Origin of the sequence: Citrobacter sp. Ct235, from assembly GCF_030332305.1 — a bacterium.
GTDB classification, from domain to species: domain Bacteria; phylum Pseudomonadota; class Gammaproteobacteria; order Enterobacterales; family Enterobacteriaceae; genus Citrobacter_A; species Citrobacter_A telavivensis.
In genome coordinates, this window is sequence record NZ_JAOWIC010000039.1 from 262357 (window position 1) to 275604 (window position 13248).

11 protein-coding genes are annotated in these 13248 nt (G+C 54.0%); 4 read left to right on the plus strand and 7 right to left on the minus strand.

Translation table 11 applies throughout. The features are described from left to right. Nucleotides 1–27 precede the first annotated feature (27 nt). Complete coding sequence (locus OGY35_RS05655; protein ID WP_286631640.1) at nt 28–1017, plus strand: glutathione S-transferase family protein; 990 nt, start codon at nt 28–30, stop codon at nt 1015–1017. Nucleotides 1018–1301: 284 nt separating this feature from the next. Beyond that, on the plus strand, nt 1302–1673 hold the full coding sequence (locus OGY35_RS05660; protein WP_286631641.1) for a DUF805 domain-containing protein: 372 nt from the start codon (nt 1302–1304) through the stop codon (nt 1671–1673). A gap of 57 nt (nt 1674–1730) precedes the next feature. Here OGY35_RS05660 and yhaJ read toward each other — a convergent pair whose 3' ends face one another. Continuing rightward, nucleotides 1731–2627 (minus strand): DNA-binding transcriptional regulator YhaJ, encoded by an 897-nt coding sequence (gene yhaJ, locus OGY35_RS05665; protein WP_042325229.1) that lies wholly within the window; start codon nt 2625–2627, stop codon nt 1731–1733. Between the two features lie 104 nt (nt 2628–2731). Here yhaJ and OGY35_RS05670 point away from each other — a divergent pair, with 104 nt between their 5' ends. Together OGY35_RS05670 and OGY35_RS05675 are read left to right on the plus strand one after the other, a co-directional pair. Beyond that, complete coding sequence (locus tag OGY35_RS05670) at nt 2732–3433, plus strand: pirin family protein (RefSeq protein ID WP_152406095.1); 702 nt, start codon at nt 2732–2734, stop codon at nt 3431–3433. 18 nt (nt 3434–3451) lie between these two features. Further along, on the plus strand, nt 3452–3613 hold the full coding sequence (locus OGY35_RS05675) for a protein YhaL (RefSeq protein WP_042325225.1): 162 nt from the start codon (nt 3452–3454) through the stop codon (nt 3611–3613). 101 nt (nt 3614–3714) lie between these two features. Here OGY35_RS05675 and OGY35_RS05680 read toward each other — a convergent pair whose 3' ends face one another. The 6 genes from OGY35_RS05680 to tdcC form a co-directional block, all read right to left on the minus strand. Beyond that, nucleotides 3715–5028 (minus strand): L-cysteine desulfidase family protein, encoded by a 1314-nt coding sequence (locus tag OGY35_RS05680; protein WP_286631642.1) that lies wholly within the window; start codon nt 5026–5028, stop codon nt 3715–3717. 21 nt (nt 5029–5049) lie between these two features. Further along, nucleotides 5050–6381 (minus strand): SLC5/6 family protein, encoded by a 1332-nt coding sequence (locus OGY35_RS05685; protein WP_152406097.1) that lies wholly within the window; start codon nt 6379–6381, stop codon nt 5050–5052. 485 nt (nt 6382–6866) lie between these two features. Then, nucleotides 6867–8231 (minus strand): L-serine ammonia-lyase, encoded by a 1365-nt coding sequence (gene tdcG / locus OGY35_RS05690; protein WP_152406098.1) that lies wholly within the window; start codon nt 8229–8231, stop codon nt 6867–6869. Between the two features lie 85 nt (nt 8232–8316). Next, nucleotides 8317–10611, minus strand: a complete 2295-nt coding sequence (pflB, locus tag OGY35_RS05695; RefSeq protein WP_286631643.1) for a formate C-acetyltransferase — start codon at nt 10609–10611, stop codon at nt 8317–8319. A gap of 33 nt (nt 10612–10644) precedes the next feature. Further along, entirely contained in the window at nt 10645–11853 is a 1209-nt protein-coding gene (gene tdcD / locus OGY35_RS05700; RefSeq protein ID WP_178824150.1) for a propionate kinase, read from the minus strand. Nucleotides 11854–11884: 31 nt separating this feature from the next. Continuing rightward, nucleotides 11885–13216 (minus strand): threonine/serine transporter TdcC, encoded by a 1332-nt coding sequence (gene tdcC / locus OGY35_RS05705; RefSeq protein ID WP_152406100.1) that lies wholly within the window; start codon nt 13214–13216, stop codon nt 11885–11887. Between the last annotated feature and the right edge of the window lie 32 nt (nt 13217–13248).

A 13248-nucleotide genomic window follows, 5' to 3' on the forward strand; every position in this document is an offset into this window, starting at 1 on the left:
GTTTTTGCTATCTGAGGGAAAGAAATCATGGGACAACTGATCGACGGCGTCTGGCATGACACCTGGTATGATACCAAATCCACCGGGGGAAAATTTCAACGTTCTGTATCGGCATTCCGTAACTGGCTCACCGCGGATGGCGCGCCTGGCCCTTCCGGCGAGGGCGGTTTTGCTGCGGAAAAAGACCGCTATCACCTGTATGTTTCACTCGCCTGTCCATGGGCGCACCGTACGTTAATCCTGCGTAAGCTCAAGGGACTGGAGCCGTTTATCTCGGTCTCAGTTGTGAATCCATTGATGCTGGAAAACGGCTGGACTTTTGACGATGATTTCCCGGCGGCCACGGGTGATACCTTATATCAGCACGAATTTCTGTATCAGCTTTACCTGCACGCCGATCCCCATTACAGCGGTCGCGTGACCGTGCCAGTGCTGTGGGATAAAAAGAACCATACAATTGTCAGCAATGAATCCGCTGAAATTATTCGCATGTTCAATACGGCGTTTGATGCGCTGGGCGCAAAAGCCGGGGACTACTATCCCCCTGAACTGCGCAATAAAATCGACGAACTGAACAGCTGGATTTATGACAACGTTAACAATGGCGTCTATAAAGCGGGTTTTGCCACCAGCCAGCAAGCCTATGACGACGCCGTAGAAAACGTCTTTACCGCGCTGGCGCGACTGGAGCAGATCCTCGGCCAGCATCGCTATCTGACGGGCAATCGGCTAACAGAGGCGGATATTCGTTTGTGGACAACGCTCGTCCGCTTTGATCCGGTGTACGTCACGCATTTCAAATGCGACAAGCATCGCATTAGCGACTATCTCAACCTGTATGGTTTCCTGCGCGATATTTACCAGATGCCGGGCATCGCGGAAACGGTCAATTTTGACCATATTCGCAACCACTATTTCCGCAGCCATAAGACCATTAATCCGACGGGCATTATTTCCATTGGCCCGTGGCAGGATCTCAACGAACCACACGGGCGTGACGGCCGTTTCGCTGAGTGAATCCAGGTACCCTTCAGGGTGCCTCAGTCCGCTGACAAAGAAGGAAAAACGGGGTTTTTCCTTCTTTGTGGTTATCAGCCGAAAATCAATGAATTGATTTTCCTGGCGTTTAATTAGGCGCTCTCTGCTTGTCCAGTATCGGGATGAGGTTTGTCATCACTCTCCAGGCACCTTTCAGGGGGCCTTATTAATTCATTATTCAAATATTTACCATCTAATCATTCGCAACTACTCTTATTTTGATTGCTTTTAAAACAAGTGATTGTCATAAGGTTGAGGCGAAAATGGACTGGTATATAAACGTTTTACGCAATTATGTCGGTTTCGGCGGTCGGGCCCGCCGCAAAGAGTTCTGGATGTTTATTCTGGTCAACATCATCTTCGCGTTCGTACTGGGCGTTCTGGATAAGATGTTTGGCTGGCAGCGTGCCGGAGGAGAAGGGGTACTGACGACGATTTACGCGATCCTCGTCTTTTTACCCAGTTGGGCCGTTCAGTTCCGGCGTCTGCACGATACCGATCGAACCGCCTGGTGGCTGTTATTGTTAGTGATTCCTGTCATCGGCTGGCTGGTGATCATCATCTTTAGCTGTCAGGACGGCACGCCCGGCGAAAACCGCTTCGGACCTGACCCTAAACAAAACGACATGCGTTGAGTGGCTTCGGGGCAATCGGTTTGCCCCGAATATGATAATCCTGAAGAAAAGCGTCGTTTATTTCCTGGCAAACAGTTTTGGAATTTCACGCAGACACCAGGCTTTAGCTTCACCCATACTGTCTCGCCGCCAGGCCATAATGATGTCAATCTCGCTGGTCGATTCCGGACTGACCACGCGCAGTCGCCCTTCGGCAATATCCTGTTCCACCAGCGGATAAGGCATCGTCGCCACCCCTAATCCTGCCAGCAACGCCTGACGCTTGTCTTCGATGGTACTGACGGTGAGGCGCGCTTGTTTATCCAACAGTTGTACCGTTAATACCGGACGTTCACGCGCGGTATCCGCGACCGCGACGCCGCGATACTTCACGCGCGTCACTTCCGACAGCGGTTCCGGCTCCTGATGAATCGGGTGATCCGGTGCGGCAACATAGACGTTCATCAGGGTATAAAGCTTGCGGGAGTTAATTTCAGACGACGAGCGAAAGTGCATGTCCGGGGCCACCACGATATCCGCCCTGCCCTGTTCCAGCCGCTCCCATGCCCCTGCCAGCACTTCGGTGATCACCGAAAGCTGCGTATTGGCTTTGAGGGCCAGTTTATCGATGAGCGGGAAAAAGGCCGGGGTTGGCACCAGCGCCTCGGTCACAATCGTCAGATGCGTCTCCCACCCTCGCGCCAGCGCCTCAGCGTCCGTGGTGAGCTTATCAGCCGCCTCCAGCAGCACGCGCCCTCTTTCCAGCAGCATGCGCCCAACGTTAGTAAATTTTGTACGATGCCCGGAGCGGTCAAACAGCACGACATCCAACTCTTCTTCCAGCTTCTGCATGGTGTAGCTGAGCGCAGACGGCACGCGTCCCAGTTCATCTGCCGCTGCAGCAAAGCTACCGCGGCGATCTATCGCGTCCATTACGCGTAATGCCTCAAGCGTTAATGCCCTTTCTTTGGCCATATCGTTCTCATTCAGGAAATTTGAACATACCGGGCAGAATATCTGGCTAACAATGCAGCGTCCAGCCCCTTAACATAAAAGGAAGTAAAGAGAGGTCAAGAACTATGATTACTACCCGAACAGCCAAACAATGCGGACAAGCAGACTACGGATGGCTGCAGGCCCGTTACACCTTCTCCTTTGGACACTATTTCGACCCGAAACTGCTGGGTTACGCGTCGCTGCGCGTGCTCAATCAGGAAGTGCTGGCGCCCGGCGCGTCTTTTCAGCCGCGCACCTGGCCAAAGGTGGACGTGCTCAATCTGATTCTCGAGGGCGTTGCTGAGTACCGTGACAGCGAAGGCAACCATGTGCAGGCCCAGGCGGGTGAAGCATTACTGCTCGCGGCCCAGCCAGGCATCAGCTACAGCGAGCATAATGTCAGCAAAGACAAGCCGCTTACGCGTATGCAGCTGTGGCTCGACGCCTGTCCTGAGCGCGAGAATGCCCTGGTGCAAAAGATGAAACTGACAAAGGCTAAACAGCAGTTGATCGCGTCACCCGACGGCGAGAACGGTAGCCTGCAGCTGCGCCAGCAGGCGTGGGTACACCAGATCGAGCTGAATCAGGGCGAGTCGCTGAGTTTTCAGCTCCACGGCCCGCGCGCCTACCTGCAGTCGATTCACGGCACCTTTCACGCCGTTACTCACGATGAAGCGCGCGAAGCGCTGACCTGTGGCGACGGCGCCTTTATTCGTGATGAAGATAACATAACGCTCGTTGCCGATACGCCGTTGCGTGCTTTGCTGATAGATTTGCCGGTGTAATGGGTAATGGAGTTACGTATGAGTAAGAAAGCGAAAAAACAGGCCCCGACCGTCAAATCCGACGTTGCACAGACGCCTCCCGCTCCTCGTGCTTTTGGCTACGAGGAGATGTTGACCGAGCTGGAAGCGATTGTTTCCGATGCCGAAGTTCGGTTAGCTGAAGAGGACGAAATCGCCTGAGGCCCGTTGCCGGATGACGGCGCAAGCGCCTTATCCGGCCTACAAACGTGTTTTACCGTAGGCCCGATAAGCGAAGCGCCATCGGGCACTCAAACATCCGGTTAATGCGCTTTACGCGCCATGATCTCAATAATCTGTTTGTCCGTTTGCTGCATTGAATGACATGCCAGCGCGCACAGGTTAGCAATAGACTGTTCCACGTTGTGCGCCACAATCCCCTCGTTACCCGTGACCGCCGTATCGTCCAGCGCCATCAGCACCGCCTTCCACGCCGCAGAGGCACTGGTAGAGACTTTCATCGCGCAACTGTTGGATGCCCCATCGCAAATCATTCCACTTACATCGCCAATCATGCTGCTGATCGCCATCGAAATCGTGCTGTAGCGTCCTTCATCGACCAGCCAGGCCATCCCTGCCGCAGCGCCCATCGCGGCGGTTGTTGCCGCACACAGCGCCGACAGACGCGGGAGCTGATGGTGTATATAGATAGCACTCAGATGAGAAAGCATCAGCGCACGCGCCAGTTTCTCGTCGTCCGCGCCAAAGTGCTCGGCGACAACCATCACCGGTACCGTGGCGGTGATCCCCTGATTGCCTGAGCCGGAGTTGCTCATGGCAGGCAGCGTCGCCCCGCCCATGCGCGCATCCGACGCCGCGCTGGTCCGGATGAGGATCGCCGTCGAGAGATCGTTTGCCAACAGACCGCGCGCGCACTGCTTTTCCATCGTTGCGCCAATGTGCAGTCCCCAGTTTCCCCGCAGCCCTTCCTGCGACAACGCGCCGTTGAGTCTGGCGGCGTCGAGAATAAAACGGATGGCGTCAAACGGCACCGTATTCACAAACGCCAGAATCTCTTCCAGCGAGGTCTCAGAAAGCACCGCCAGCGGCGATTCCTGCGCCTCGCTGTTGGCATTCGCTTGTTGAGAAAACTTCACGCCGGTGTGGGTTTCGATACGCACAATATGGGTATGACCGCCAACAATAGTGACGCACACCCAGCCGTCCTGGCTATAGACCTTCGCCCGGGAAAACAGGATGTCGTCACAGGGCTGCTGCAACATCACCGATACCTTGCCGGCTTTCAGCATCGCCTTCGCATCGTCAATCGCCTGTGCAGAGGCATCTTTCAACACCTCCAGTCCGGCGCTGGGGTCTCCCCCCAGCGCCCCCAGCGCAGCGGCAATGGGCAACCCAACCATGCCGGTTCCCGGCACCGTCACCCCCAATCCGTTTTTCATCAGATTGGGCGAGACCCAGGCATCGATTCGCTCCACCGCACCATTCAGTTCAGAGGCCGCCACCGCCGCAGCCAGCGCAAGGGAAACGGGTTCCGTACAGCCCAGCGCCGGTTTCACCTCCTCCTGTACTGCGCGGATGAAACGCGACCACAACGGATTTTTTATCGTCTCAGACATAACAACAACCTTCAGGATAAATCAGGAAAAAGCCAGGAACGGAGATACGCACAGCAGCAAACCGGTGACGATAATCAGATACAGCGACGCCCCTTTGTATTTGTGCAGTGCAGGAACTTTGTAGACCAGCCAGGCGGGGATCAAACATCCCACCATGCCGAAAATAGGGCTACAAATCGACGTAAAACTCAGAACCGGCGCGTTGAGCACAATAGCGCTCCAGGCCAGTAAAATGGCAAACAGCATGATGCCGCGCTGCACCAGCGTTTCATTGATCTTCTCAGCAGGCAGTTTGCGGCGCAGGATGTTCATCGCAATCCCCTGCGTGGCTTCGCGGAAACCTAAGTAGACGCCAAAGAATGCAGTCATCACGGCGAAAATGTTCAGGATGACACTCACGACTTTCACCCAACCGGCGCCTGCGCCGCTGATGAACTGTGCGGCAATCGCCAGAGCGGAAATATTCTGCTCATAGGCTTTAACCGCTTCATCGTGTCCCATTGCCAGCGTAAAGGAGACGGCGTAGAAGAAGACGGTGACAAACAAAATGCCGAAGGCAATGTTCATGGCGCGTAGCGCTTTATGACGTGCTACCTCGACGGATTTCTCACGGGAGCGGTAGGAGATCACCATCGGGCTCAGGGTCTGGATAAACAGGATCGAGGTCAGGGTAAACGGCAGCGTGATAATCGCGTTCTTCACCAGCAACCCCATCGGCGGCAATGCGCCAATATTGTACAGATGCCACATGCCAACCATCGACACACCCAGTGCCGCCACGACCAGCAGTTTGGTCAGCACCATACCGGTAGAGATTTTGAACAGCAGTTTCTCACCGCGCGAGGAGATAGCAACGAGAATGCAGATCAGCACCAGGCCATAGAAGGGATTATCGGACAGAAGCCCTTCTGTCACACCAAAGGTATGCAGATAGGAAGCGCTGTCGTTGGTGATGGCCGTGGAATAGACGAACATCCAGATGACCAGCATCACGAAGTACAGCGCGCCTAACAGGATGCCCCAGTTTTTCCCCAGATACCCGCTGATGACGCTGGGATAGTCTTTGCATTCCGGGGATTCCGCCAGCGTATTAATAAACAGCCGCTGGAACAGGTACATGGCGGGATAACCGATAATCGATGAGAGCAAAAAGACCCACAGTCCCATCAAACCGACCTGAACCGGGAGAAAAACAATCCCCGCGCCAATCGCCATCCCGATACTCATAATTACCCAACCGGTGTCGGTGCTGTCGAATTTAATCGCTTCCCGCCACTCACTCTCTGTCATGCCAGCCCGGCGCGCTGGGGCGCTGGCGTCGAGAATGACACTACTGTTCGTTGCCGTTTCCATAAAACTCTCGCTCATTATGTAGGGTACATTTTTATTTTTTGTCGTGCCGCATCAAGGCGATACGCGGTACGGGATATGCAGGCGAGTCATTAGAATGGAAAAAAGCATACGCTCAGATTCAGAGAAAAACGTCACAAAATAACCCTGATATTTTCGATAAGTTAAGAAATATTTTCTATTAAAAAACACTACTGTGTTATTTTTTTCTAACATTGAAGAAGATCACAACAAAAAAGCACACCGAAGTGTGCTTTTAGATGACTGACAATGGATGAAATGCCCGATGGCGCAAGCTTATCGGGCCTACAAACGGTGAACGTGTAGGCCGGATAAGGCGACAGCCGTCATCCGGCAAAAACAACTAAATGCCCGATGGCGCAAGCTTATCGGGCCTACGAACGATGAACGTGTAGGCCGGATAAGGCGATAGCCGTCATCCGGCAAAAACAACTAAATGCCCGATGGCACAAGCTTTCTGGCGTTAGCTAACTGCACACCACTTTGATAGCCAGGCCGCCGCGCGATGTTTCGCGGTACTTATCGTTCATGTCCTTACCCGTCTCGTACATGGTCTCGATGACTTTATCCAGCGAGACGCGCGGCTCAGAGGTGCGGCGCAGTGCCATACGTGCGGCGTTAACGGCTTTAACCGCGTTGATCGCATTGCGTTCAATACACGGAATCTGTACCTGCCCGGCCACCGGATCACAGGTTAAGCCAAGGTTGTGCTCCATCGCGATTTCCGCCGCGATGCAAACCTGCGCCGGACTGCCGCCCAGCAGTTCAGTCAACCCCGCGGCGGCCATTGAACTGGCCACGCCGATTTCCCCCTGACAGCCGACTTCCGCCCCGGAGATTGACGCATTCATTTTGTACAGCGCCCCGATGGCCCCGGCCGCCAGCAGGTAACGAGCAATGGAGTTGGCATTCAGCGGGCGACGGAATTTATCGTAATAAGCCAATACCGCAGGAATAATACCGCATGCGCCATTGGTTGGCGCAGTCACCACGCGCCCGCCTGCCGCATTCTCCTCACTGACCGCGAGCGCAAACATGTTGATCCAGTCGATGACGTTCATCGGATCGCTGGAGAGACTGTCATTGGAGACCAGCAAACGGCGTAGCGCCACCGCGCGACGCGGCACATTCAGCGGACCGGGTAAAACCCCTTCGGTATTCATCCCGCGTTCAATGCCACCCTGCATCACATCCCAGATCTGGGCGAACCCGGCATCAATCTCCGCCTTACTGCGCAGCGCCAGTTCGTTTTGCATCATCAGTCCGGAGACCGAAAGGCCGTTGTGCTCACACAGTTTCAGCAATTCTCTGGCGGAATGGAAATCATAAGGGACCGGCGTTTCTACGTCGTGCGCCTGACCAAAGCGCTCTTCCTCCACGATAAACCCGCCGCCAATGGAGTAGTAGGTTTTACTCAACAGCGTGTCCTGGTTTTCCCAGGCGGTGATCCGCATTCCGTTCTCGTGCCGTGGTAGCGTTTCTTCATGAAAAATAATGCTCTCGGCAACCGGGAAATCAACGACATGCGTCCCCTCAGCAACCGGCAATCGACCGGTACGGGTCACCTCGCCAATAAACGCGGGGATGGCGTCAATGTTGACGCTTTGCGGACTGTTCCCGGCCAACCCCATCATAATGGCGGTATCAGTCGCATGGCCTTTTCCGGTCAGCGACAGCGAACCATACAGATCAACCGACATGCGCGTCGTGCGCGATAAGCGTCCACTGCTGACCAGTTGATCGATAAAACGTTTTCCTGCATTCATCGGACCTACGGTATGGGAGCTGGAAGGACCAATGCCAGGTTTGAAAATATCGAATGCGCTAATCATTTTTACACCCTCGGACTCGTTCAGTGGAGACCAGGTTTTCATACGCATAGTGAATCGGGGCGATCCGCAGACCGCCCCGATAACGTTACATCGCCTGGGTGAAAGTACGCGAAATGACGTCCTGCTGCTGCTCACGGGTGAGCGCGTTGAAGCGCACAGCGTAGCCGGAGACGCGGATCGTCAGGTTCGGATAGTTTTCCGGATGTTCAATGGCATCCAGTAACATCTCCTTGTTCATTACGTTAACGTTCAGGTGCTGCCCACCTTCCACGTGTGCTTCATGATGGAAGTAACCATCCAGCAGCCCGACCAGGTTGGTCTTGCGCACCGGATCCTCTTTCCCAAGTGCCGCAGGCACAATCGAGAAGGTGTACGAAATCCCGTCCTTCGCGTAGGTAAACGGCAGTTTCGCGACCGAAGTCAGCGAGGCAACCGCGCCTTTGCGATCGCGTCCGTGCATCGGGTTAGCGCCCGGCGCGAATGGCGTCCCGGCGCGACGTCCGTCCGGGGTATTCCCGGTTTTCTGCCCGTACACCACGTTGGAGGTAATGGTCAGAATCGACTGCGTCGGTACCGCGTTCCGGTAGGTTGGCAACACTTTAATTTTCTTCATAAAGCGTTCAACCAGATCGCAGGCGATGCTGTCCACGCGCTCGTCGTTATTTCCGTATTGCGGATATTCCCCTTCAATCACGAAATCAACTGCCAGCCCGTTATGGTCACGAACCGGTTTCACCGTTGCATACTTGATGGCAGAGAGCGAATCCGCCGCCACCGACAGTCCGGCAATACCGCATGCCATCGTGCGATAAACGTCGCGATCGTGAAGCGCCATCAGCGACGCTTCGTAACTGTACTTGTCGTGCATGTAGTGGATGATGTTCAGCGCGCTGATGTACTGCACCGCCAGCCAGTCCATAAAGTGATCCAGACTGTCCATCACGGTGTCGTAATCCAGCACGTCGTCCAGCAGCGGCGCGGTTTTCGGCCCCACCTGGATTTTCAGCTTCTCATCCACACCGCCGTTGATCGCATACAGCAGCGTTTTGGCGAGGTTGGCGCGCGCACCGAAGAACTGCATCTGTTTACCGATCACCATCGGGCTCACGCAGCAGGCAATCGCGTAGTCATCGCTGTTAAAGTCGGTACGCATCAGATCGTCGTTTTCATATTGCAGCGACGAAGTGACGATAGAGACCTGCGCGGCATACTTTTTAAACGCAATCGGCAGCGCTTCTGACCACAGCACGGTGAGGTTGGGTTCCGGTGCCGGTCCCATCGTGTGCAGCGTATGCAGGTAACGGAAGGCGTTTTTGGTCACCAGTGTGCGACCATCCAGCCCCATCCCGCCGATCACTTCCGTCGCCCAGATCGGGTCGCCGGAGAACAGCGTGTCAAACTCCGGCGTACGCAGGAAGCGCACCATGCGGATCTTCATGATGAAGTGGTCGATCAACTCCTGCGCCTGTTGCTCTGTGAGGATCCCGGCGTTAAAGTCGCGCTCGATATAAATATCGAGGAACGATGCGGTGCGGCCCAGCGACATCGCGCCGCCGTTTTGTGATTTCACTGCCGCCAGATAGGCGAAGTAGACCCACTGTACCGCCTCTTGCGCGTTACGCGCCGGACGAGAGATATCGCAGCCATATTTCGCCGCCATCTCCTGCATTTGCAGCAGCGCGCGACGGTGCTCCGCCAGTTCTTCACGCAGACGAATCGTGGCTTCCAGACTCTGTCCCCACTCCAGATTCGACTGGAGATCGGCAAACTGCAGTTCACGCTCACGAACCAGATAGCGGATGCCGTACAGCGCTACGCGACGGTAATCACCGATAATACGCCCACGACCGTAGCCGTCCGGCAAACCGGTCAACACACCGGATTTACGGCAACGCAGCATGTCCGGAGAATAGGCGTCAAAAACGCCCTGGTTGTGCGTTTTACGCAGCTCAGTGAACAGGTATTCGAAGTTCGGATCCATTTCACGACCATAAGCATCGAACGAGCTTTTGATCATGTTGACGCCGCCAAACGGATGCAGCGCGCGCTTCAGCGGTTTATCCGTTTGCAGACCGACTATCTTCTCCAGTTCTTGCTCGATGTAACCCGCATCGTGTGCAGTAATGGTGGTCGTAATATTGGTATCGAAATCGACTGGCGCATGCGTCGCGTTTTCGATACGAATGCCCGCCATCACCTTTTCCCACAATGCGGTGGTTGCAGGCGTTGCGTCAGCGAGGAAGGATTCATCCCCTTCATAAGGCGTATAGTTGTGCTGAATAAAATCACGGACATTAATTTCTTCTTTCCAGTCCGTACCTTTAAAGCCAAGCCATGCTTCGGCATACAGCATATCGCTGGTATCGATATCTACCTTCATGAAAAATAATCTCTCTACAGAACTACAAATAAATTAGGCGTATTCCATGGCTGCATTAATGCGGCCTAATTGAATCGCATCGAGCGCAATCATTTTTTCTTCGTTCGTCGGGATCACGGCGCAATTAACCCGGGCATCACGGGTGGAAATAATGCGTTCGCCATGAGAATTCGACAGGTTATTTCTGTCGCTGTCGATATTCACCCCCAGTACCGCCAGATGTTCAACCACCAGGCGACGAATTAATACCGAGTTCTCACCAATACCGCCGGTAAAAATAATGCCATCCAGACGATGTAACGAGGCAGCATGACCGGCAATATGACGGGCAATTCGGTGAACAAAGGTTTTAATCGCCAGTTGTGCGCGCTCATGCCCTTCATGCCAGGCTTTTTCCAACACCCGCAGGTCAGACGACAGGCCAGAAATCCCAAGCAAACCGGACTCTTTATTCACTACCCGCTCCAGATCGCTCAGAGTCTGATGGGTTTCACTGGCTACCCACGCCATCGCGCCGAAGTCCACGTCGCCGCTGCGTGTGCCCATCATCAGCCCTTCCAGTGGCGTCATCCCCATAGAGGTGTCGACGCTGTGTCCATTACGGACGGCGCAAATTGACGCACCGTTGCCGAGGTGGGCAATCACCAGGCCAGAGTCCTGTTCGGGCAGCGTTAGCAGTTCATGGGCACGTTGAGAAACATAGCGGTGCGACGTTCCGTGAAAACCATAGCGTCGCACGCCCAGTTCTTCGAAATACTTCCACGGCAGACCATACAGATAAGCCTCTGGCGGCATGGTCTGGTGGAAGCTGGTATCAAATACCGCCACCTGTGTGACGCCGGGGAACAGATGCTGTGCGGATTCAATCCCGCTCAGGTTCGCGTAATTATGTAACGGTGCCAATGGTGAAACACGGCGAATATTGTCAATCACCTCATCGGTAATAATGGCTGACTCGGTAAAGATATTTCCACCGTGCGCAATGCGGTGGCCAATTAAGGCCACGCTGTCATTTAAATTACGTTTTTCCAGTTCAAACGCAATCGCCTTTAATGCGCCTTCGTAGCTGTGGTGAGCCAGTGTGACTGGCTCACCTCCATTTACAGATAAGAACGCATTTTCCGAATTAATACCATCCGCAATGCCTGCCATTAATACATCGCAGTTATTTGCATCCAGTACTGAAAACTTAATTGAAGACGATCCACAATTAATGACCAGAACTATCGGAAACTCATTCATTTCACTACTCCGCTCATCCTGAGCTTAAGGATTAAAACAGTTTGTACACGATATTCAGAATGGTCAGCAGACCAATGATGGTGACAAACACGTTATCCAGACGACCACGGTATTTCGCCAGCGACGGTGCCTTACGAATGGCATACATCGGCAGCAGGCACAGCAGTGAAGCAATAATCGGTGCACCCATCGCTTCAATCAGGTCCAGAATGTTCGGGTTGGCGTAGGCAACAACCCAGGTGGAACCCATGATGAAGATCATGCTGATGGTGTTGAGCTTGCCAGAGGACACCTTCGTTTTATCGCCTTTATAACCGAACTTCAGCACCAGACCGTTCAGCCCTTCCAGCGTTCCCAGATAGTGACCGAAGAAGGATTTAAAGATGGCAACCAGCGCAATAATGGACGCGCCATATTCCAGCACAGTGGCAAAAGTCGATTTCGTACCGGACAGGGACGCGAAATGGTTTGCCAGATAAGACAGTACCGGAATGTTTTGCGCTTTCGCATCCGCCATATTTGCCGGAGAGAGCGTGAACAGGCAGCTAAAGGCGAAGAACATGACCACGGCCACCATCAGCATGCTGGCGCGAGAGATGATCTGAGAACATTTCTGCTCGGTGTATTCACGACCAAAATCTTTCTCGTACTCTTCACGTTTCGAGACCACGAAAGACGAGACGATCGGCGAGAAGTTGAATGAGAACACCATGATGGAGATCCCCAGCCACACGGTGACCAGAATGCCATCGTGACCGGTTAACGCGATATTGCTGATATCGACCTGATCGATCACCGCAGAGTTCCAGTAAGGGATCAGCGACAGCGAGATCAGCACCAGGCTGGCAATGAACGGCCATACCAGGTAGCTCATCACTTTAACCATCAGATCCTTACCAAACCAGATAACGAACGCCATCAGCAGCAGCAGGAACAGGGCCACAAAGCCGCGGTTCAGCGCTGGCATCTGCAACTGGTTTTCCCAGAACGTCATAAACGTGTTGGTAATGGTGACGCCATAAATCCACAGCAGCGGACAAATCGCGAAGAAATAGAGGAACGTGATAACCACGCCGCCCGTCTTACCAAAGTGCTCTTCTACCGTTTCCGTGATGTTGCCAGACGGGTTTGACCCGGACAGACACAGACGCGCCAGCGCGCGGTGGCAATAAAAGGCGATGGGGTACGCCAGTACCAACATCAAAAGAATGGGGATTAAGCCGCCAAATCCTGCGCGGATGGGGAAGAACAACACCCCGGCGCCGATGGCAGTACCAAATAAACCCAGTGTCCAGGTGGTGTCCGATTTACGCCAGGACGACTGTTTTGTCTGGCTGGATACAATGCTGTCAGTAGTACTCATATCCTATCCTCAACGAAGAGATTAATAGCCGG